The 23,006-nt window shown below is 43.7% G+C and carries 19 protein-coding genes; 10 read left to right on the top strand and 9 right to left on the bottom strand.

The features are described from left to right. Window positions 1-2: 2 nt before the first annotated feature. On the top strand, window positions 3-1,220 hold the full coding sequence (locus MTF70_RS00445) for an ROK family protein (RefSeq protein WP_005385828.1): 1,218 nt from the start codon (window positions 3-5) through the stop codon (window positions 1,218-1,220). A 363-nt stretch (window positions 1,221-1,583) separates the two neighbouring features. Next, window positions 1,584-2,537 carry a chemotaxis protein CheV gene (locus MTF70_RS00440; RefSeq protein ID WP_005372976.1) on the top strand — a complete coding sequence of 318 codons (954 nt, stop codon included), beginning with the start codon at window positions 1,584-1,586 and terminating at the stop codon, window positions 2,535-2,537. A 72-nt stretch (window positions 2,538-2,609) separates the two neighbouring features. Here the strand turns inward: MTF70_RS00440 and MTF70_RS00435 are convergent, their stop codons facing one another. The 4 genes from MTF70_RS00435 to MTF70_RS00420 form a co-directional block, all read right to left on the bottom strand. Next, on the bottom strand, window positions 2,610-5,684 hold the full coding sequence (locus tag MTF70_RS00435) for an error-prone DNA polymerase (protein WP_064368639.1): 3,075 nt from the start codon (window positions 5,682-5,684) through the stop codon (window positions 2,610-2,612). Window positions 5,685-5,711: 27 nt separating this feature from the next. Further along, window positions 5,712-7,115 carry a DNA polymerase Y family protein gene (locus MTF70_RS00430; protein WP_054729229.1) on the bottom strand — a complete coding sequence of 468 codons (1,404 nt, stop codon included), beginning with the start codon at window positions 7,113-7,115 and terminating at the stop codon, window positions 5,712-5,714. 4 nt (window positions 7,116-7,119) lie between these two features. Continuing rightward, entirely contained in the window at window positions 7,120-7,812 is a 693-nt protein-coding gene (gene imuA, locus MTF70_RS00425) for a translesion DNA synthesis-associated protein ImuA (protein WP_053306608.1), read from the bottom strand. Window positions 7,813-7,941: 129 nt separating this feature from the next. Then, entirely contained in the window at window positions 7,942-8,688 is a 747-nt protein-coding gene (locus MTF70_RS00420; RefSeq protein ID WP_005372980.1) for a YciK family oxidoreductase, read from the bottom strand. 254 nt (window positions 8,689-8,942) lie between these two features. Between MTF70_RS00420 and sohB the strand changes: the two genes are divergently transcribed. The 8 genes from sohB to MTF70_RS00380 all read left to right on the top strand — a co-directional run bounded on the left by sohB (window position 8,943) and on the right by MTF70_RS00380 (window position 18,053). Further along, window positions 8,943-10,004, top strand: a complete 1,062-nt coding sequence (sohB, locus tag MTF70_RS00415) for a protease SohB (protein ID WP_005385819.1) — start codon at window positions 8,943-8,945, stop codon at window positions 10,002-10,004. A gap of 208 nt (window positions 10,005-10,212) precedes the next feature. Beyond that, the gene (cmk, locus tag MTF70_RS00410) at window positions 10,213-10,893 is read left to right on the top strand and encodes a (d)CMP kinase (RefSeq protein WP_021033981.1); all 681 of its coding nucleotides are present in this window, start codon (window positions 10,213-10,215) and stop codon (window positions 10,891-10,893) included. A 110-nt stretch (window positions 10,894-11,003) separates the two neighbouring features. Then, complete coding sequence (rpsA, locus tag MTF70_RS00405; protein WP_005385817.1) at window positions 11,004-12,674, top strand: 30S ribosomal protein S1; 1,671 nt, start codon at window positions 11,004-11,006, stop codon at window positions 12,672-12,674. 213 nt (window positions 12,675-12,887) lie between these two features. Then, window positions 12,888-13,169 (top strand): integration host factor subunit beta, encoded by a 282-nt coding sequence (gene ihfB / locus MTF70_RS00400; protein WP_005385816.1) that lies wholly within the window; start codon window positions 12,888-12,890, stop codon window positions 13,167-13,169. A 269-nt stretch (window positions 13,170-13,438) separates the two neighbouring features. Continuing rightward, window positions 13,439-13,735 (top strand): lipopolysaccharide assembly protein LapA domain-containing protein, encoded by a 297-nt coding sequence (locus MTF70_RS00395; protein ID WP_005376663.1) that lies wholly within the window; start codon window positions 13,439-13,441, stop codon window positions 13,733-13,735. A gap of 18 nt (window positions 13,736-13,753) precedes the next feature. Next, window positions 13,754-14,929 carry a lipopolysaccharide assembly protein LapB gene (lapB, locus tag MTF70_RS00390; protein ID WP_005376665.1) on the top strand — a complete coding sequence of 392 codons (1,176 nt, stop codon included), beginning with the start codon at window positions 13,754-13,756 and terminating at the stop codon, window positions 14,927-14,929. Between the two features lie 84 nt (window positions 14,930-15,013). Beyond that, window positions 15,014-15,715 carry an orotidine-5'-phosphate decarboxylase gene (gene pyrF, locus MTF70_RS00385; RefSeq protein WP_151515003.1) on the top strand — a complete coding sequence of 234 codons (702 nt, stop codon included), beginning with the start codon at window positions 15,014-15,016 and terminating at the stop codon, window positions 15,713-15,715. Window positions 15,716-16,214: 499 nt separating this feature from the next. Beyond that, window positions 16,215-18,053: an extracellular solute-binding protein gene (locus tag MTF70_RS00380; protein WP_017633867.1), complete on the top strand. Its 1,839-nt coding sequence runs from the start codon at window positions 16,215-16,217 to the stop codon at window positions 18,051-18,053. Between the two features lie 60 nt (window positions 18,054-18,113). Here MTF70_RS00380 and MTF70_RS00375 read toward each other — a convergent pair whose 3' ends face one another. The 5 genes from MTF70_RS00375 to MTF70_RS00355 form a co-directional block, all read right to left on the bottom strand. Beyond that, the gene (locus tag MTF70_RS00375; protein WP_017821658.1) at window positions 18,114-18,353 is read right to left on the bottom strand and encodes a hypothetical protein; all 240 of its coding nucleotides are present in this window, start codon (window positions 18,351-18,353) and stop codon (window positions 18,114-18,116) included. A 199-nt stretch (window positions 18,354-18,552) separates the two neighbouring features. Beyond that, window positions 18,553-19,326, bottom strand: coding sequence for a hypothetical protein (locus MTF70_RS00370; RefSeq protein ID WP_031778929.1), 774 nt, complete (start codon window positions 19,324-19,326; stop codon window positions 18,553-18,555). A 102-nt stretch (window positions 19,327-19,428) separates the two neighbouring features. Next, window positions 19,429-20,007, bottom strand: a complete 579-nt coding sequence (locus tag MTF70_RS00365; protein WP_205461170.1) for an ABC-type transport auxiliary lipoprotein family protein — start codon at window positions 20,005-20,007, stop codon at window positions 19,429-19,431. After that, the gene (gene pqiB / locus MTF70_RS00360; protein ID WP_017821656.1) at window positions 20,007-21,653 is read right to left on the bottom strand and encodes an intermembrane transport protein PqiB; all 1,647 of its coding nucleotides are present in this window, start codon (window positions 21,651-21,653) and stop codon (window positions 20,007-20,009) included. Before pqiB ends, MTF70_RS00365 begins: the two co-directional genes overlap by 1 nt. After that, window positions 21,646-22,977 carry a paraquat-inducible protein A gene (locus tag MTF70_RS00355; RefSeq protein ID WP_005385807.1) on the bottom strand — a complete coding sequence of 444 codons (1,332 nt, stop codon included), beginning with the start codon at window positions 22,975-22,977 and terminating at the stop codon, window positions 21,646-21,648. The genes pqiB and MTF70_RS00355 overlap by 8 nt, the downstream gene beginning before the upstream one ends. Window positions 22,978-23,006: the final 29 nt, after the last annotated feature.

Raw genomic sequence — 23,006 nt, 5'->3', positions numbered from 1 at the left:
AGATGTACATGGCTCAACCGGGCCATATTGATCATATCAAACAGGTCAATGCTGGTCGTGTATATAAACTAATTGACCTAAAAGGTCCTATTTCTCGAATTGATTTGTCCAAGCAGAGTGAGCTTGCTCCTGCTAGTATCACCAAAATCACTCGAGAATTAATTGAAGCGCACTTGATTCATGAAACGACAGTACAAGAAGCGACGAGTCGTGGTCGACCTGCTGTCGGTTTGCAGGTCAATAATGAAGGCTGGCAATTTTTGTCAATGCGTTTGGGGCGGGGTTATTTAACCATTGCTTTGCATGAGTTAGGCGGTGATGTACTGATCGATACTAAAATCGAGATACACGAGCTTGACCAAGACGATGTGCTTGAGCGCCTGCTTTACGAAATTGATGAATTTTTTCAGACTTACGCGGATCAACTGGATCGGGTTACCAGTATTGCCCTTACACTGCCTGGTCTCGTGAACTCAGAGCAAGGTGTCGTTTTGCAGATGCCTCATTACAATGTCGAAAATCTTGCTCTTGGACCAGAGATATACAAAGCAACAGGCTTGCCAGTTTTCATTGCCAATGACACGCGAGCTTGGGCATTAGCAGAAAAGCTTTTTGGTCATTCTCAAGATAATGACAACTCCGTTCTTATCTCTATCCACCACGGTTTAGGTGCGGGCATCATTCTGGATGGGCGCGTTTTGCAAGGCCGTCACGGTAACATTGGTGAACTCGGGCATATTCAAATTGACCCAAATGGAAAACGTTGTCATTGCGGCAATATTGGCTGTTTGGAAACCGTTGCCAGTTCTCAAGCAATTCGTGAAGAAGTCGTAAGACGAATCGCTGATGGCGAAGACTCTATTCTTGCTAAACAAGAGGAAATGAGTATTGAGAGCATTTGTGAAGCCGCTGCAAACGGTGATCCTTTGGCCGTCGATGTGATTGAAAAACTTGGACGCTACTTAGGCTCTGCAATTGCTATTGTGATCAACTTATTTAACCCTGAGAAAATCTTGATCGGTGGTGTGATTAACCAAGCAAAAGATGTGCTTTATCCTGCGGTTCGTCGCTGTATCGAAGAGCAGAGTTTACCTGTTTATCACCAAGATCTTGAGCTGGTGGAGTCTCGTTTCTATAAGCAAGCCACAATGCCTGGTGCCGCGTTGATTAAGCAAGCGTTGTACGATGGTCAACTATTGATGAAGGTTGTGGAAGGTTAAGTACTTTTTAACATGATGATGTGCCTGGCTGTTGAGACTGCATTTGTAGGTGATTTAGGGTGAGACTTAACGGCTCACCCTTTTTGATCGCCTATTACTAGAAAGGGAATTTGAGTTATGTTGCATTGCTATATCTGCGCCATTCATGTAATTTCCTAAAAAGCTCAAGTAAATAAACAAAATGGCTTTCAATGTGCTGCGTGACTTTGCGTCTGATGCAAAGAGAAGTAATACGCTAAAACTGTTGTACTTTAAAGCTGTGCTCGAAAAGCCAAATATTTTAAGGTTATTTGGTTATATAACCTTGCTGTGTCTGTACTGATTTCGAGTAAAATAAGAATTATCCATAATTTAGGTAGTAGTATGTCCGGAGTGTTAAATACGGTTGACCAGCGTACAAACTTGGTTGGTGAAAATCGACTAGAGCTTCTGCTGTTCACTTTAAATAGTCGCCAATTATTTGCGATTAATGTGTTCAAAGTGAAAGAGGTCATCAAGCTTCCACCGTTAACCAAGCTCCCTGGATCGCACTACAATATTCGTGGGGTTGCTTCTCTACGAGGTGAAGCGGTACCAGTGATTGATTTACGAGGCGCAATTGGTTTTCCTGCTTTACGTGGTGAAGCGGAAGAAGAAAATTTGATCGTGACAGAGTACAACCGCACGGTGCAGGGCTTCTTAGTCGGTCCGGTTAAAAACATTATTAATACGGCATGGACTGAAATTCAACCGCCTCCTTCCACGTCTGGTCGCTCGAATTACCTCACGGCTATCACGCAAATCAAAGAGGGGGATGCCTCTCAAATTGTCGAAATTATTGACGTTGAAAAAGTTTTAGCAGAGATCGTACATTACGACGTGACTATCTCGGAGGACATTCTCGATCAAGAATTGGCCCAAGCAATGGTCGGGCGTAATGTTCTGATTGTGGATGATTCCTCTACAGCTCGTAATCAAGTTCGCGATACGCTTTCTCAATTGGGTATGAATATCATCGAGTGCCGTGACGGGCTAGAAGCGTTAACGGTTTTAAAACGTTGGTGTGATGAAGGTAAAGATGTAGAAAAAGAGCTGTTGATGATGATTACGGATGCTGAAATGCCTGAAATGGACGGTTATAAACTGACCCATGAAGTGCGCCAAGATCCACGTATGTCTAAGTTGTTTATCACATTGAACACTTCTCTGAGCGGTAGTTTTAATGAAGCCATGGTACAAAAAGTAGGCTGTGATCGCTTTATATCTAAATTCCAACCGGATCTGCTGGTTGAAGTTGCTCAAGACCGATTACGCCAGATGCTTTCTAAAAGTGCATGATTAGATCTAGTGAAATCAGAGGGAGCGCACCTCTCTCTGATTTTTAACATTTCTCTCCTTAATTCCTCTGTACTAATGGAAATCCCGAGATTTACTTTGTAGATTGTTCAAGTAGTGCGTGCAATCCATCAACTTGCCAGCAATAACGTGTGTGACTTCTCCCTCTTTTTCAAGAATGCCTTTCACCATTAATACTTTAGCGCCTAAATACGCTTGCTTTTGGGCTCGTGCTGTCGCTTGCCAAACGACCACATTAATGTTGCCCGTGTCATCTTCTAACGTAAAAAATGTCACGCCAGCGGCGGTGCCTGGAGATTGTCTTCCTGTTACCACACCTACCACTGTGACCAGTGACTTATGCGGTTTCTCTGTCAGTTGCCTCATGCGGGTAAAGTGAGGGAGTTTGCCCGTTTCTTCTAATAATTTAATTGGATGGCGGCTAAGAGATAGTCCCGTGCTTGCGTAATCCTCAATTAAATTTTCATATTCAGAGGGTTGAGTCTGGTAGCTAACATTGGGTTCTTCGACCTTGTGAAACAATGGTAGGTCAGATAAGGAATCCATTGCTGCCCAGCGAGCGTTATAACGATTTCCCGATAAGGCCTGAAATGCATTGGCTGAAGCCAATAATTCAATGTCACTTCGGCTTCTTAATATCTGCTTTACTTCTTGAATCGATCGGTAACCATTAAGTGGTTTGCGCTCAATAAGCCTTTGTGCGCTTTCTGCGTTAAAGCCTTTCACCAAGCGAAAACCAAGTTGCACGCCGAGCCTGCCATTCGGACGTGAGACGAGATGATGTTGATATTTTGAATGATTGACGCACACCGGCAATACTTCGACGCCATGTCTGCGAGCATCTTGTACTAATTGCGATGGGCTATAAAATCCCATTGGTTGGCTGTTCAATAATGCAGTGTAAAATTCGGCTGGGTAATAATATTTTAACCATGCAGAACAATATGCCAGCACTGCGAAAGACGCTGAATGACTTTCAGGGAAGCCGTACTCACCAAAGCCGCAAATCTGATCGAAAATGCGCTCAGCAAACGCTAAGTCATAACCTCTCTCTTGCATACCATTGATCAGTTTTGGTCTGAATTTAGCGAGATCGCCATTCTTTTTCCATGATGCCATCGCTCGACGGAGTTGATCGGCCTCGCCGCCGCTAAACCCTGCGGCTACCATGGCTAGCTTGATGACTTGCTCTTGGAAAATAGGGACGCCCATAGTCCGCTCCAGAACGCTTTTTACTTCTTCCGATGGATAACTGACAGGCTCTTTGTGATCTCGTCGTTTTAAAAAAGGATGCACCATATCACCCTGAATAGGGCCTGGACGAACAATTGCAATTTGAATCACTAAGTCGTAATAACAAGCAGGCTTTAGGCGAGGAAGCATGCTCATTTGTGCACGAGATTCAATTTGGAATACGCCTATCGTGTCAGCTTTTTGGATCATGCGGTACACGTGTGGATCATCTTGTCGGCGAGTGATCTCGGAAATCGAGAGGGATCGCTGGTGATGTTTCTCGACCAGTTGAAAGCACTTTTTGATGGCGTTTAACATGCCGAGTGCGAGTACATCGACTTTTAGTAGCTTCAAGCTTTCTAAATCGTCTTTATCCCATTGAATGATAGTGCGATCTTCCATCGAGGCATTTTCAACAGGTACCAACTCATATAAAGGGCCAGATGAAATTACAAAGCCACCTACGTGCTGAGATAAATGGCGTGGGAAGCCAATGATCTCGTTGACCAATTGGATAAACTGCTGCCCTTTGAGAGATTCTGGTTGTAAGCCAAGTTCAATAATTTGAGCTTGCCAGCCTTGGCTGCGATCTCGGCGATTAACGTTCTTAATGAAAAAATCTAATTGGGTCTCTTCAATCCCTAGTGCTTTACCGACTTCACGCACGGCACTTTTAAAGCGATAGCTGATCACTGTTGCAGCAAGTGCTGCACGCTCACGACCATATTTTTTGTAAATATACTGGATAACTTCTTCACGGCGCTCGTGTTCAAAGTCCACATCAATATCCGGCGGTTCCTTACGTTCTTTACTGATAAATCGTTCGAATAAGACAGCGATTTGTCGAGGATCGACGGCGGTAATTTCCAGGCAATAACACACTACAGAGTTTGCAGCGGAACCTCGCCCTTGGTAAAGAATACCTTGCTGTTTCGCAAACATTACGATGTCGTGAATAGTAAGGAAGTAGTAGTGGTATTTAAGCTCTTGAATAAGCGCCAGTTCATTCTCGATGGTTTGATTGACTTCTGCTGGCACGCCTTCAGGAAAACGCAGCTTTTTACCACGTTCGACCAACATACGTAAGTAAGAGTCGGGTGTATAACCATCTGGGATCAGCTCGGTAGGATATTCGTATTTTAAATCGGAGAGCTTAAACTCGCATAAATCGGCGATGTAAGTACTTTCTTCCAGCCATTCTGGTTTGTAAATCCGAATCAACTTTTTAAAAGGACGAAGCGCTCGCTCAGTATTCGAAATACGGTCAAAACCGAGTTTATCGACGCTACACCCATGTTTTATAGCAGTAAGTACATGCTGTAATGGCAAGCGTTCAACGTCATGCATGAGAACGCCTCCGCAGGCAGTTATAGGTAATTGAAATTCATGTGCTAACTGCTCGCAGTGCGCAATGTACTCAGTATCGTTGTTACTCAAATGGCGCTGAATCGCTACCCACAAACGATTAGCGTGGTGTTGATTGAGCCAGCGCCCCCAATAGTGATCACTCTCTTGATGTGTGGGCAGCCACAATACCAAACAATGTCGAACCGACATCAAATCCCATTCGAACAGTTGATAGTTGCCTTTTTCACTGCGTCTCCTTGCGTTTGTGATGATACGACACAACTCGGCATAAGCCTTGCGACAAGGGCAAAGCAGTACGATTTGGCATTCATCATTTAACCAAAACATACTTCCAACGATTTGTTTGATATCGAGTTTATGTTGTTCGATGGTTGCATGGGCTTTGACAACGCCCGCGACTGAACATTCATCCGTTATAGCTAGAGCTTGATAGCGATAGAAAGCAGCTTGGAGTACCAGCTCTTCTGCATGAGAAGCCCCAGTCAAAAAAGAGAAGTTAGACTGACAAAATAGTTCCGCGTAACTCATAATGACCCAACAAAAATAACTGTCGATTTAACAAAAATAGCCATGAAGAAACCAGTGCTTGTGCTGATCGCGAAATATCCATAACCAGCGGCCTTGCTTGGTGTGTGCAATGTAGTAATCACGCATGATCTCATCACCATCCCACCACCCAGAAACTATTCGCTCAGGTCCGTGGACCAAAGAAACTTGCTCTTGCAATACAATGGGAGTCGGTAATTGCATTGCTGGGCGTAGTATGGATGGTATGGCGTGCCCCTTTTCATCCGGAGCATCAGCAGGGCGATACTGACTGGCCTTTTCTGGTCTAGGATCGCAAGCAATATTGGGTTTTAAAACGGCACTTTTTCCCAATTTAGCTTGCAGTAAAGAGAGCAGCTCTAAAGCATTCATGTTTCCTTTCTGCCCAGCAAAGAGATCGCGTGATGCACTAAGAGGCTCACCTTGACGGATGACTTTTAACGTTAGCCCTGTGACTGGGCCATTAAGCGAGAGTGATTCTAAGCTTAAACTCGCTAACTGTTGCCAACGCTGACATAGGTAATCACCTTGCGCAGAAGTGAGTTGAAGGTGTTGCTCTTGTTTCTCACGCTGGTGGAGTGTTAAACACAGTTCAAAAGCGACCTTATCTCTTAATTTAAGAAAGGTTTCGAGTTGACGAAGTAATTTGGCCAACGGCTTTTCAATCCACTGAACGTTTTCGATCTCAAACAAGAGCTCTAAATAAACTTGGAAGGATTCGGTAGGGTGATAAAAGTCGACAGGGTGTTTAAACTGCCCAGTCAGTCGACCAACGTAGTTCACCAAATCGATATCAAAGCGTCGTGCGATGTCTTGCAATGGCAGTTCAAGCAGGTTTTGCAATGTGGTGACACCTACACGTTGTAACTTCTCTACGGTAGCGTTTGATAAATCTGTCAGTTTTAACGGTAGTGGTGATAAAGCTTTTTGTATGGCAGATTTGTCTTCACTGATGACGTTCGCTCCTGATATTGCCATCAATTTGGCAGCAAAAGGCGAAAAACCACATCCGAATTGAAAACTCAGTTTCAGCTCCGATAAGTGAGCTCTGACTTTATTCCAATAGTTTTCAAGCCCTTCATACAGAGCGAGCATTGGAGTAGCACGCAGTAAAATACCTTGGTTTGGCATCAACACAACGTCAGATGTGATCAAATACAGCCATTGAGCAATTTCTTGTAACTTGCTCCATTCGGTGTGCGGATGATAAGGATGCACTTGTAAATCTCGACACAAGGACGCAGCACTGCCTAGGCCCATACCTGGTTTAATGCCTTGTTGTTCGGCAATCTCGTTGTATTGAAGAATCTGGCAACGTTGGCTTTCGACAATCACCACGGGTTGTTCTTGGTTATCACCAAAGAGTGCGTCTAGCTGCAGGCGAGGGAAGTGCAAGTAAATCCACAGAGCCATATCACTAACCTTGGTTCGCCAGTGGGAAATTGACCACAGTCGAGTGCACAGTTTCAGATGATGGTTTCACCAGTTGCGGGTAATGGTGTTGGAAGCCGATACTAACGCTACCTCTATTCCAGCCTCCTTTCCTTTTCAGCACTTCAACATGAATCCCTTGCTCGTCGCCTTTCAGTTTTAAACTGAGTGACACAGGCAAAGACAAGCGGTTGATAGTATCTGTTTTAAGCATAAAGAGAGGGCAAGTACCTTGTTCACTCGCTACCTGTAAGCGTTTCACTTGATGTATTTCAAGCTCTTCTTGCCATAACAAAACATTACTGCATACCCCACTTTTCAGACATTGCTCTGCAGCCCAAAGAGCGTCTTTGGGGTGAGTTGGAGTAACGACCCACACTTGGTTTATATCCAACCCGATGTAGTGTAAAAACAGAGAATTCACTAGCGCAGGTGGTTGAATAAATGCGGTCACACCATTGGTCTGAGTGGCTTTTAAATAGGGAGCGAGCAAACGCAATTCACCAATACTACCAATAGATTCCATCTCCACTACGCCATGAGGTGGAAAGCCTCCGCCGAGCAAATCATCTAATTCAGAAAAACCGGAACTAGTCTGCAACTGCTGAGGATCTGCTTTCGTTAAATTTGCTTGCCAAACAAGGTGTTGGCTTTTTAAGTTCTGAATAATATCTTGCATAATAAATACCTGTATATATGTACAGTATATTTCTGTGGGAGAAAGTCGCAAGATTTTTATGAAGAGAGAAATGAAAAAAGGCAGCGTTTGCTGCCTTTTCAATCGATTATGTGAGGTAACCTGAATGAGTTATTTACGCTTCGGTTGAGCGTCGATGCACTGACCGTTCACATCGGTAACCGCAGGATCCATTAAGTGCAAATATAGCGGCATGATATCCAGTGGCGTTTTGAGAGTATTCGCATCTTCACCCGGATATGCTTTTTCACGCATGCGAGTACGAGTGGCACCAGGGTTAATTGCGTTAACGCGGATCGGTGTATCACTCAGCTCGTCAGCTAAAACTTGCATCATGCCTTCTACGGCAAATTTAGAGATAGCGTATGGCCCCCAGAATGCGCGGCCAGAGTGGCCGACAGTTGAAGAGGTAAAGATAATACGCCCAGCTTCTGATTTACGCATCACAGGCAGTAATGCTTGAGTCATTAGCACTTCGGCTTTCACGTTGATCTGCATGATATCGTCGAAGTCTTCCTCTTTGATTTGATCAAATGGACACAGCGAACTCAAGACACCTGCGTTGTGTAATAGACCATCCAAGCGACCAAACTGTCCTTCGATTGTCTCTGCCATATCAATGTAATTCTGCTGAGTTGCACCCTTGAGATCCAATGGAATGATAGCAGCTTGTGGATAGCCAGCAGCTTCAATCTCATCATAGATAGATTCAAGGTTTTGCACATTTCTACCCAAGAGAATAACAGTTGCACCGTGCTCGGCATAAGAAAGCGCGGCTTGACGGCCGATGCCATTACCAGCGCCAGTAACAAGAATGACTTTACCTTTTAGAGCATCAGCTGAAACGGAGTAGTTCACGGCGATAAATCCTTATTATTGTAAGAGGGTCCATGATAGTTAATTGACGCTAAAAAACGCCTGTTTCTCAATGGAAAATCTTGGTAATCGTGACAAGATGGTTACAATACACCAATTCATGTGTTATACCAATTCCAGAACTTTCGTTAAGTATGCTATCAATCAGAACAAGTGGTTACAAACCGCGCTGCCTTCTCGCTGATGTTTCTGCGTAACATACTAACGTCATCTGAAATGAGATAAAGGAGCTCTCGTTGGAATTTTTATTAGATTATGGTCTGTTTCTGGCCAAAATTATCACGGTGGTTGCTGCGATAATTGTTCTGCTCATTATTGCAAAATCGGCTGGTGGCAAATCGGGTGCGGCGAAAGGGGAGTTAGAGATTACCAACCTTTCAGAGCAACACAAACAATCTGTTGAGCAGTTAGAGCATCATTTGCATGACGATGCTTTCATCAAGGCTCGAGATAAAGCCGTCAAGAAAGAAGAAAAAGAGAAGAACAAATCTCGCGAGAAAGAAATCAAACAAGCGAGCAAAGACGGTTCATTAGATAGCAAGCGTGAACCACACCTATTTGTTCTTGATTTCAACGGTAGCATAGACGCAAAAGAAGTCGCGTCTCTACGTGAAGAAATCACCGCTATTTTGGCTGTCGCACGTGAAGGTGATGAAGTGTTACTTCGCTTAGAGTCTGGCGGTGGTATGGTTCATGGTTACGGCCTTGCCTCTTCTCAACTGGACCGAATCAAAGCTGCGGGTCTTCCTCTGACCATCTCTGTTGACAAAGTTGCGGCAAGTGGTGGTTACATGATGGCATGTGTAGCAGATAAGATTGTTTCTGCACCATTTGCAATTGTGGGGTCTATTGGCGTTATCGCACAAATTCCTAACTTCAACAAACTGTTGAAGAAACATGACATTGAGTACGAACAACTAACAGCGGGTGAATATAAACGCACGCTAACGATGTTCGGTGAGAATACCGATAAAGCGCGCGATAAGTTTAAGCAAGAACTTGAAGAAACACATGTCTTGTTTAAAGACTTCATCCGTGAGCGTCGTCCTAGTTTGGACCTAGACAAAGTAGCCACTGGTGAGCACTGGTTCGGTACACAAGCGAAAGAGCTTGGTTTGGTGGATGACATTAGTACATCTGATGATATCGTTGTTGCGGCATGCAAAGATAAAACCGTACTTTCTGTGCATTATGTGCAGAAGAAAAAGCTGGCAGACAAGCTAGCAGGTGTGGCGGGTAAAGTCGCTGATAGTGTGATTTTAAAGTTAGCTGAGCGTGGTCAAAAGCCGATTGTTTAATCGAGCTTAAGTTCATGACATTTAAAACGGCGAGGGCGGAAGCTCTCGCCGTTTTTGTTGAACTTTATGTTTATTGATGAATCCAATTACGCATTAGGTGTAATGCTTTACACGACATTTTTCCTCGCTCCAAAGACTGATTACCCGTATAATGTGCGCCTCGAAAACCGAGCAAATTGCTGAAAAGAAACTATTGGTGGAGAAGAACATGTCCTCTCAAACTCCGGTTGTAACCGTAGATGGACCTAGTGGTGCAGGTAAAGGCACTTTATGTATGTTGCTGGCGAAAAAGTTGGGTTTCCAACTCTTAGATTCTGGCGCAATTTATCGTGTACTTGCACTTGCTGCGATTCACCACGGTGTCGACACCGAGTCAGAAGATGCTCTTGTCCCACTAGCAACACACCTAGACGTTCAATTTATCGCGGAAGGTGACTTAGTTAAGGTCATTCTAGAAGGCGAAGATGTGTCAGGGGAGCTTCGTAAAGAAGAAACGGGTATGGCAGCATCTAAAGTTGCGGCTTTGCCACGTGTTCGTGAAGCATTACTACGTCGTCAGCGTGCATTTGAGACCGCTCCGGGTCTGGTTGCTGATGGTCGTGATATGGGCACAATTGTATTCCCGAGTGCGCAAGCAAAAATCTTCCTTGATGCAAGTGCTGAAGAGCGTGCAAATCGACGCCTTAAACAGTTGCAAGAGAAAGGGTTAGATGTTAGATTTGCTGACCTTTTAAGCGAGATCCAAGAGCGTGACGACCGAGATCGTAACCGCCCAGTGGCGCCATTACGCCCTGCTGAGGATGCGCTTGTGCTAGATTCTACGTCGATGACTATCGACGAAGTAGTAGAAAAGGCACTACAATATATCGAATCGAAGCTAGCTGAGTAATAATACTCGACTAGGCTAAGAGCGTTGGTCGCAAGGATGATGACTGGCGAATTTAATAACCCCATGCGGTAGGATACCCGTGGAAGTTTAATTTATTGAAGATTAATTAAATGACTGAATCTTTTGCTCAACTCTTTGAAGAGTTTCTAAACGAAACAGAATTCCAACAAGGCAGCATCGTTAAAGGTACTGTAGTAGCTATCGAGAACGGTTTCGTTCTTGTTGACGCTGGTCTTAAGTCTGAATCTGCTATCCCTGCTGAACAGTTCAAGAACGCTGCTGGCGAACTTGAAGTTGAAGTTGGCGCTGAAGTAGACGTAGCTCTAGACGCTGTTGAAGATGGTTTCGGTGAAACTCAACTTTCTCGTGAGAAAGCTAAGCGTCACGAAGCTTGGATCGTACTTGAGAAAGCTTACGAAGAAGCTGAAACTGTTGTTGGTATCATCAACGGTAAAGTTAAAGGCGGTTTCACTGTTGAACTAAACGGTATCCGTGCTTTCCTTCCTGGCTCTCTAGTAGACGTACGTCCAATCCGCGACACTGCTCACCTAGAAAACAAAGAGCTAGAGTTCAAAGTTATCAAACTTGACCAAAAACGTAACAACGTAGTTGTTTCACGTCGTGCAGTTATCGAATCAGAGAACAGCGTTGAGCGTGACGAGCTTCTAGAAACTCTACAAGAAGGTTCTGAAGTTAAAGGTATCGTTAAGAACCTTACTGACTACGGTGCGTTCGTTGACCTAGGTGGCGTTGACGGTCTTCTACATATCACTGATATGGCTTGGAAGCGCGTTAAGCACCCATCTGAAATCGTTAACGTTGGTGACGAGATCCAAGTTAAAGTTCTTAAGTTCGACCGTGAGCGTACTCGCGTATCACTAGGTCTTAAGCAACTAGGCGAAGATCCATGGGTAGCAATCGCTAAGCGTTACCCAGAAGGTCACAAACTAACTGGTCGCGTAACTAACCTAACTGACTACGGCTGCTTCGTTGAAATCGAAGAAGGCGTTGAAGGTCTAGTTCACGTTTCAGAAATGGATTGGACTAACAAGAACATCCACCCTTCTAAAGTTGTTAATGTTGGCGACGAAGTTGAGGTTATGGTTCTTGAAATCGACGAAGAACGTCGTCGTATCTCTCTAGGTCTGAAACAGTGTAAAGCTAACCCATGGCAGTCATTCGCTGAAGCACAAGCTAAAGGCGACAAAGTTACTGGTAAGATCAAGTCTATCACTGACTTCGGTATCTTCATCGGTCTAGAAGGCGGCATCGACGGTCTAGTTCACCTATCTGACATTTCTTGGAATGTTGCTGGCGAAGAAGCTGTACGTGAGTACAAGAAAGGCGACGAGATCTCTGCAGTTGTTCTAGCAGTAGACGCTGAGCGTGAGCGCATTTCTCTAGGCATCAAGCAAATGGAAAATGACCCATTCAATGCTTACGTTGCTGACAACAAGAAAGGTGTTCTAGTTAACGCTACTGTAACTGCTGTTGACGCTAAAGGCGCTACTGTTGAAATCGCAGAAGGCGTTGAAGGTTACATCCGTGCTTCTGAAGTATCACGCGATCGCGTAGAAGATGCTTCTCTAATCCTAAGCGCTGGTGATGTTGTTGAAGCGAAGTTCACAGGTGTAGACCGTAAGAACCGCGTAATCAACCTATCTATCAAAGCTAAAGACGAAGCTGACGAGCAAGAAGCAATGGCATCTATCAACAAGCAAGATGACAATGCATTCGGTAACGCAATGGCTGACGCTTTCAAAGCTGCTAAAGGCGAATAATATACTCGCTTAAGCAAAAAAGGAGCCGCAAGGCTCCTTTTTTATATTTGGTCATATTTAAGTAGTAATACTAATGACAGTAAACTATCTTAATAAAAGGCATTTCTTCATTGCGCATTTTGCATAAAATTTGTCTAGAATTGTCAGCAAGTGTTTGTTGGAATTAGTATTACTTACTATAATAAGTGATAAAGATACTCAAAGAGGGCAACTATGACTAAGTCTGAACTGATTGAAAGACTCTGCGCTGAGCAAACACACTTATCAGCGAAAGAGGTAGAGGATGCTGTAAAAGATATTTTAGAGCACATGGCCTCTACACTAGAGAGCGGTGACCGTATCGAGATCCGTGGCTTTGGTAGTTTTTCTCTTCATTACCGCGAGCCTCGCGTAGGTCGTAACCCTAAAACGGGCGATAAAGTGGAATTGGAAGGTAAATACGTTCCACATTTCAAACCTGGTAAAGAACTTCGTGAGCGTGTAAATATTGGTTAATGCACTCTTATTAGTTTGAAAAAAGCGGCATACGTTTGTGTATGCCGCTTTTTTGTAATGTATCCAAGTTAGTCATACATCCAAGATCGTTTACTAATCTAATTGTGGATTCAGCTGTTTTCTATACCCAAATAACTTTAACTTCTAAGCATGTCTACAAACTAAGCATCTTGAGGTTACTTGGGTATAGATTATTGCTAATATACGTAGTCTGAAGAAGCATTTTCCTGCATAATCTTACCGACTTACTCCTAGAAGGGTGATGTAACATGAAAATTATAAAAATCGTTGCTGTTTTAGCTCTCTTTTTAATTGCATTGGCGTTAGGTTCCCAAAACCAAGAGCTCGTGACTTTTAACTATCTTCTAGCAAAAGGAGAGTTCCACTTATCTACGCTATTAGGTGTAGTATTTGTGGTTGGCTTTGCTTTAGCGTGGGTTATCTTTGGTAGCATCCAACTGAAAACTCAGCTACAGGTCCGTCGTTTAAAGAAAAAACTGAAAAAGTACGAACCAACTGAATCAAACAACGCTGCTGATAAGCCAGCCATTGAAAAACAGGCATAAGGATAAGGCTTAACTTTAATGCTTGAACTACTCTTCTTGTTGTTGCCTATAGCTGCTGCGTATGGCTGGTATATGGGGCATCGCAGCGCTCAGCAAGACAAGCAGAAGCAATCTCATCAAATCTCTCGTCAGTATATGACGGGTCTTAATCTGCTGCTCTCTGACCAATCAGATAAGGCTGTCGATCACTTTATTGAATTGCTCCAAGTTGATAACGAGACCATCGATACTCACCTTGCGTTGGGTAACCTGTTCCGGTCTCGTGGTGAAGTCGACCGCGCAATCAGAATTCACCAAAATCTTATTTCTCGTTCAGGCTTAACACTGGACCAAAAGAACCTCGCCCTTCAACAGTTAGCGAAAGACTACATGGTCTCTGGTTTTCTTGATCGTGCAGAGAAAATCTTCGAACAGTTAGTCGAAGAGCCAGATTACAAAGAGGCGGCTCTTCAACAATTAGTGACCATTTATCAGCAAACACGAGAATGGGAAAAGGCGATTTATTACGCGAACCAATTGGCTAAGTTAGGTAATAAACGCTCAAGGATGCGTGCAAATATTGCCCATTTTTGGTGTGAAATAGCCATGCTCGACCAAGCTGATGGGAATACTAATAAGGCAATACAGCATTTTAAAAAAGCGTTAGCGGAAGACCCGAAGTGTGTTCGAGCAAGTATTGCTTTGGGACGAATTTATCTAGAGTCTGAAGACTATAAGCACACCATCAAATATCTGACAGGGGTACTTGAGCAAGATAAAGACTTTATCAGTGATGTCTTGCCAACTATTGCAGAATGCTATCATCATCTGGGTCAGGAAGATGAACTTGTCGAGTTTCTGCGAGCTTGTATTGATAAGAAAGCAGGCGTATCAGCCGAGTTGATGTTGGCTCAATTAGTTGCTCATCACGAGAACGTTGGGGCTGCTCAAGAGTTACTGACGAAACAATTGCTGAAAAACCCAACCATGAAGGGCTTCTACCGTTTAATTGACTACCACATTGCAGAAGCAGAAGATGGTCGAGCGAAAGACAGCCTATCGACGCTACAAGCGATGGTGGGTGAACAGTTAAAAGTGAAACCGCATTACCGATGCCGGAAGTGTGGATTTTCTACCCATTCCCTTTATTGGCATTGTCCGTCCTGTAAAGGATGGGGGACGATCAAGCCAATCCGCGGATTGGATGGTGAATAATTCTTAATGCAGCTGGCAGAGTTTCTGTCCGCTGCATTTTTTTAACTTTTTATTTAATAAGAACCAAAACAGTTAGGAGATGAAATGATCGACCAAAAAGTTATTGTCGCACTGGATTATGATAACCAAGCAGATGCACTTGCGTTTGTAGATAGAATTGATCCTGCGTCATGCCGACTAAAAGTTGGCAAGGAGATGTTTACGCTATTTGGTCCTGATTTTGTACGTGAACTCCATAAACGTGGTTTCTCGGTATTCCTAGATTTAAAATTTCACGATATTCCAAACACCTGTTCGAAAGCAGTTCGCGCTGCGGCTGAAATGGGTGTATGGATGGTGAACGTACACGCGAGCGGTGGTGAGCGTATGATGACGGCATCACGTGAAATTCTTGAGCCATATGGTAAAGATCGTCCACTTCTTATCGGTGTAACGGTACTAACCAGTATGGAACAAAGTGATTTAGCTGGTATTGGTTTGAATGTTGCGCCTCAGGAGCAAGTGATTCGTCTAGCAACCTTGACCAAAAACGCGGGCTTAGATGGTGTCGTATGTTCAGCGCAAGAGTCCTCACTACTGAAGAGCGAACTAGGCCAAGAATTTAAATTAGTGACCCCTGGTATTCGACCTGCTGGCTCAGAACAAGGTGACCAACGCCGTATCATGACGCCAGTAGACGCTATCCAATCAGGTTCAGATTATCTTGTGATTGGTCGCCCTATCACTCAAGCGTCAAATCCTGCAGAAGTGCTGAAGTCGGTCAATGAGAGCTTATCTAACATGTAAGCACTGTCTCGATTGTATGGAGAAAAGTGAGGCTAAGATGCCTCACTTTTTACATCGAATGAAAATACTAATCGCGGTAAACAACCATTCCTTTTAACCAGCTATGTCTGATCATTTACTCGCTTTAACTGGTATATCGGGGCCAATTGAGATAAAGGTTCTGCGGTTTATTCTGAGTAAAGTAGGGCTTGGTACTATGCCGATCACACTTTTGTAACATAACTCATTGTGATGCCTCGAAAATGCAACCATGTGTTATTGATGGCTTGCGTTACAAATGTCTAAAGAATACTATGGCGAAGATGCATTCACTGCGTTGTAAGGTCTAGGATGACCTAGTGAAACTCTTTGAAATTAATATAGAAGCTGGCAGGACGTCACTTCATATTACGTTCCTATTATTTCCTATCTGCGTATTTTAAATCGCAGCTTTCTGTGAGCTTTCACACGCTGTCTTCCTTGTTACGACCTTAGTGCGCAAACACAACAAGGAAGAAACATGACTAAAAAACTGCCATTTTCAGTACTAGCAACACTGACCGCTGCCAGTTTTCAACTGAGTGCGGCAGAATTGCCAGCTGATATCGAATGGATTTCAAACAACAACGAACCTCTATTTGCCTCTGAAGAGGCGGTACGAGGTGGCACCTATCGCACTTACATTCAGAGCTTTCCGCAAACATTACGAAGTGTTGGTCCAGATGCGAACTCAGGTTTGCGCCAATACTTAATGGATGGTTCACCAAAACTGGCTCAGCGTCATCCAAATACTGGCAAATGGATCCCTCAACTTGCTAAGTCATGGGCATTTGGAGAGGACAACAAAACCGTATTCTTTAAACTCGACGAAACGGCCGAGTGGTCAGATGGTGAAAAAATTACAGCAGATGATTACGTCTTTATGATGAAGTACTACACGTCAAAAGACATTATCGACCCGTGGTATAACGACTTCTTCACAAACAGTATTGTGAGTGTTGAAAAAATTGATGACTACACGATCAAAGTCAACCTTGCTGTAGCTCAAAGTCATGACTCACTTATGGTTATGATTAACATGCCAAGTAATGGTTTTCAGCCTCGTCCTGAACACTTCTTTGAAGGAGAAAAGGACGCAAATAACGATGGCATGCCTGATAACTTCGTCAGAAAGTTTAACTTTAAATCTGAGCCAACCGCAGCGCCTTACTACATTGATCAAGTGAAGAAAGGTAAGAGCGTGACATTCAAACATGTCGGTGAAGATTGGTGGGGATACAACAACCGCTACTATAAAAACCGTTATAACGTTGAAAAGGTTCGCATTAAGGTAATTCGCGATCCTGATATTGCCATGAAGCACTTTGAGAAAGGCAACTTAGACTACTTTGAGATGGTGCTACCAAGCTTTTGGCATGACAAAACCAATAGTGATGTGTACAAAAAAGGCTATATCCAAAAGTACTGGGGCTTTAACGAAGCACCGCAAGGAGCTGGTGGTCTTTGGATGAACACAGCGATGCCGATGTTGGATAACCTAGAAGTGCGTAAAGGTGTTATGGCAGCCACTGACTATGACGGCATGATTGAAAACATCATGCGTGGAGATTATTCACGTAAACCGCATGGACTCGGCTTTGGTCATGGCGAATACGATGATCCTAACAATACACCGCCAAAGTTTGATGCTGATGCGGCGGTTAAACACTTCGAAAAAGCGGGCTTTGACAAAGTGGGCGCAGATGGTATTCGTGTTAACGACAAGGGCCAACGCTTGAGCTTTGCCATCACCTACGGATACAACTCTTGGACACCGCGTATTGCATACCTGAAAGAGCAAGCGAAACTTGCTGGTCTTGAGTTCACGTTAAACTTGGTGGATGGCTCATCTGCGTTTAAATACATTCTTGAGAAAAAGCATCAGCTAGCGTTTTTGAATATGGGCTCTGGTGAGATCCCTGCGTATTGGGAATACCTACACTCGGATAATGCAAATCGACCACAAACGAATGCTCACACCAACTACAGCAGCCCTGAGCTAGACAAGTTAATTGAAGCATATGACTCTGAGTTTGATCAGGAGAAGCGTTACGACTTGTCGCATCAAATCCAAAACTATGTCAGCAAAGCAAATATCATCGTTCCTGGCTACATGGTGCCTTATTCTCGAGTTGCTCATTGGCGCTGGGTTAAAATTCCTAAAAACGGCATGACAAAAGCGACAGAATGGGTGCTTCATCCAATGGATATCGGTAATTTCTGGATTGATAACCAAGTAAAAGAAGAGACAGAAGAAGCGATGGACGAGGGTAAAACCTTCCCAGAACTAACGGTAATTGATGATCGTTACAAATTGTAAATCAGTAGTTTAGATAGAAAATGATAGCCCCGGTAATGAATTTTATCGGGGCTTTCTTTTTTACTTAACAAGGTAAGACACTTCTAAAAGGTAGGTTTTTGCATCACCAAGCAAAGAGAAAGCTTTATCGATGGTTTTAAATCGATCATCAAGCGAGTCGCTTGATATCAGCTGGCTGAATGTTTGCAACGAGAAAGCTTCGTTTGCTTTGAAGAACTGATGTACGTTTTCAAGCTGCACTTTATGAATATGCTCCACCTTATTTAGGGCGGTGGTTAAATCGGAAATGTTAATCGACATTGCTATTCGGGAACCTTATCAACAAGACCTATATGAGGTCATAGAGTGGGGTTTTATATTTTGTGACAGAGAGTAGCACCGAAGAGCAATTTATAGTCTGATGAAGATCAATTTGCCTTATTTAAGCATCTGTAACGTGGCACTAGACGTGTACCTAGAGTTGGTACAAGGCTTGAATATAGGCTAGGGTTCAACCTAATCAAAAGTAAAAGCCAAGTCCGACTAAAAGCCCTTGAGAAGCCGTATCATATTCAAATACCTCTTCATTTTTGTAATCGACCCAGGTCGACTTGTAAGCTAAGTTGAGATCAGACCATTCGTTAAAGCTATAACGAACACCAGTTTGAATGGCATAAGTGAAGTGAGTATCGTTGCCAAGTCCGGCGTCGATGCTGGCATGAAATCGCCAGTTTTCGCTCAATTCATCAATGAGTCGCAAGCCAACTAAAAAATCGACCCAATCTTCTTGTAATGACAGTCTATCTTCTAGTACCCGGTTGTCATTACGATACAGCTTGCCGGTGATGTCATTGTCCCACCAACGTAATCCAAACATATAATCCAGTTTACCAAATGAATATTGTTCGCGTTGGAATGCCTTTGCTTCTAGAACACCTTGCCGTATTTCGATGTCCGCACGATAACGAGCGTTAGGCAGAGCGCCCTTGATATTATTAACATCACCACTTAAGTTCATGAAACTATAATCTATGTAGTAGCCCCACTTACTTTGGTAAATACTCTCGAATCGCAACATCGCCCCAATATCGAGGTGGTCTACGATGAACTTAGGATCGACATCCACCTCTGATGAAAAGCGACCAATACTGGTATCCCCGTGGATATTCAGTCCTAGCATGTACACTTCTATGCTATTTCGCCAACGAGATTCTTGTGTCTCGGCTGAGAGCGCTACTGATGTAGGTAATACAAGAATGAGTGAGGAGAGTGATAGCAGGTTACATGGTTTCATCCAATTTCCTTTTCGGCTTTTCGTCAGCTTTCAGCTTAGTAGAAGTCGCTACACTCTGCATAAAAAAGGGAAGCAACTTGCTTCCCTGTAATTGACATTGACTTAGAGTTGTTTGGCAATGTCTGAGGTTAGGCTTTCTAAGCCTATGGATAAAGCGTTGACGAGCGCTTCATAGCCCTCATCTTGAAGCGGCTGTGAGATTTGTATTGGCGCGCTGTTTTCTACCTTACCTTCGGCATTAATGAGTAACCATTCCCCCTCAATTTCGATATTACCTTTGTAGCTGCCATTAAATTTATTTAACGTAAGCTGGAGTTTGGCTTCACCGCTTTGATCCAACAGATTATTCATTTCAGTCGGCCAGTAATGACTTTGCTTGTGACGTAGTTCCGCGACGACTCTCTGAGTGATTTGCTCAGAAATACTGTGCGCCCATTGATTGTGCTTCGCCTGAATAACTTGGGTCTCAGAGGTTCGATAAACAATGCCATTATCATTCAAATAACTCGCCAATATCACTGGACGAACAACTAAAGTTGGGCGCTGAGCGATATCAGAAGAGCTCAGCGTCACTGGTTCCGCCTTAGGTAGAAGGTACATAGCTCCTTTAGTTTGCGGAGCGCTACTGCAACCCGTTAGACCGACAAATAGCGCGATAGACAGAAAGAATACTCGTTTCATTAGTTTTTGCCTTTAACTGGTATTGGGTCACTGATTTCATCTTCTCCAAACACGAGAGAGTTTGGCTTTTCGTTTAGCTGTTTAAGTACGGGTTTAAACTCTGTCATCACGCTTTCTAATTCTTTTAGCGTGGCTTCCATTTCGCTGTACATGGTTGAGTTGGGCCCATAACCATCGAGTGTTTTTTGTAATTGCTGTAAGCTTTGGCGAATATCTGTTGGGATCTCTTGCGTCTCTTTTTGATTCAAAAGTTTATCAATACTGTCCGCCACGCGTTCTGCTGAAGCTAACGTTTTTTCAGACGTTTTTAACGTTGAATTGAGAGAGTCTAGTGTTTCTTCCATTGGTAAGTTATTAATCTTATTTAGGAAGTCGTTCACTTGGCGCTGAACCTGCGCAAAACCACCACGCATGGTTGGGAAAACATCTAAATCAGCAAACTTACTCGGTACGTAAGGCTCGTCGTTTGGATAGAAGTCGGCGTCAACATACAGTGCGCCTGTTAATAAGTTACCTGTTTTTAAAGTACCACGTAGGCCTTTAGCAAACTCACTCTTCAATTTATCTTTTAACATTGGTAAAGATTGGGATTGGAAATCGCCATAAACACGGCCGAGCTCGATACGTACCAATACAGGGATTTTTTTCGCAGAAAAGTTCTCTTCTGGGGTTGGAAGTCGCATTGGTACACGCATCACAGTACCAATTCTCAAGCCTCGATATTCGACAGGTGCCTTACGTTTAAGTCCTCGTACCGATTCATCAAAAAGCATAACGAATTCAATATAATCATCGTACATGCCTTCTCGAAGTTGTTTAATATCATCGTACAAGCGGAAGTTGACCATATTTTCAGTGAGCTGTTCACCGGATTCAAGACCTGGAACGGTATCGAAGGTAACACCACCCGTTAGCATGCTCTCTAATGAGCCAAACTTGACTTCGAACCCTTCAGCATTGAGCTGTAAATCTACGCCAGAATTCAGCCAGAACTTGGTACGAGTGCGCACTAAGCTGTCATAAGGCTTGAAAATAAAGAGTTGGTATAACGCTTTGCGAGTGTCAACATCAAAGCTAGTTTTCTCTACACGACCAACCGTAAAGCCTTTATAAATGACGGGGTCACCAACGCCTAGCTTACCAGCCTCGCGGTGTGTTAACACAAGGCGTAACCCCTCTGCATCAGGAGAGGCCACTGGGGGAACATCTAAGACCGTAAAGCGCTCTTTCTCTATTTTAGATTTACCCGGCTGAAGTTGGATATAAGCGCCAGAGAGCAAGGTCTCTAAACCTGAAACGCCATCACGGCCAATACGAGGCTTCACCACCCAAAACATGGTGTCATCTCGCAGCATGCGTTCTGCATCCTTGTTCATTTGTGCCTTAGCGATGATGTGATCGTAATTTTCACTGAGAGTGACTTCAGTAATCAGTCCGACTTTTACATTCAATGCTCGGATTTCGGTTTTGCCAACCTCAATCCCATCTGCGGTTGGCAGTTGGAGAGTAATTTGTGGGCCTGTACTGTTGATATATTGGAACAGCATCCACGCTCCCATGGCTAGCGCAAGGATCGGGACAATCCATATCGCAGAAATCTGCTTTTGCGGTTTTATTTGAGCGGTTACGTTGTTCTCATCACTCATATTTGGCTTTCTCGTTTAAGTTGTCAGAAATCGGCTCCTGCACTTCGTTTTGTGGCAATTGCCACAACAAACGTGAGTCAAATATCATTGCAGAAAGCATAGTAAAAATGACCACTGCCGCGAAAGAGAGCGCAGCAGGACCTGGATAAATCGCCATTAAGTTTTGCAGCTGAACCAGTGCAACTAAGATCGCGACGACGAAGATATCGATCATGGACCAACGACCAATAAACTCAGTTATGCGGTAGATCTTTAAGCGTGAAATACTCTCTTCGTGCGGAAGATATCGCGCTTTTTGCGCATTGTAATACAGCCACGCGAGTGCCAGCATTTTCGCCATTGGAATAAATACGCTAGCAAAGAAAATTACCATCGCAATAGGGTAAGAACCTAAATGCCAAAGCAATATTACCCCCTCCATGATAGTTGAACCTTCTGCATGTCCAAGGCTTACGGTGTACATCATAGGGTAGAGGTTCGCAGGGATATAGAAAATGACTGAAGCAAACAAAAGCGCCCAAGCTTTTTGTAAATTGTCTGCGGGGTTGTATTTGTGAATAGGGCTTTTACAACGAATGCAGTGTTGGTGTTTTTTAGCTTCAATAGGGTTGAGCTGGTGACACGTATGACAACCAATATGGTTGTGGTTATGGTGCGTATCACCCTCTTTTACATCAGATAGCTCGATAGCTGGAATAAAGTGCCCCCAGAGCCAGCTTTTGTCGACCATTGATATGCATTTGACTACCAGAACGGTATATACACAAAACGCCCAGAATGAAGTGCCCATTCCTATGTCTGCGAGGGAAGCGATTTTAATTAAGCTGACCAACACGCCAATCAAAAAGACATCCACCATTAACCAGGGTTCGACTCGAAACAGAAGACGGCATAAAACTTTTGCCATTCGTTGCTGCTTTCTAGAGGGGGTATGTTTACGTGCTTTTAATGCTTCAAGGTGAAGAAAGAGAATGAGACCAACATAGATTGCAGGCAAAACGATAACTGTTGCGAGTAGCAGCACACCCAAAAGCACATTTTGAAACTCAGCCAGCATTTTGGCAGCGTGCAACAAGGTGATTTCTTGCGACAACCCTTGCACGCTGAACGACATAAAAGGGAAAGAAATGCTTAGCACTAACATGATCAAACATGCCGATGATATGGCGATCACGCTTTGGTAAGGCTTGGCATTCACTTTAGTCAGCGAATGCGAACATCGAGGACATTGTGCTTTTTGCCCCTGTTCGATATCGGGAATGCGAACAACAAGGCCGCACTCTTCGCATGAAATTAACTGACGGGAATTAGGTTGAATACTCATCGGGTAGGTTTTAGATTCATTTGCTTTAA

Source organism: Vibrio sp. 2CM40D (assembly GCF_023161825.1).
GTDB lineage: Bacteria > Pseudomonadota > Gammaproteobacteria > Enterobacterales > Vibrionaceae > Vibrio > Vibrio alginolyticus.
This window is presented reverse-complemented; position numbering and strand designations above follow the sequence as displayed.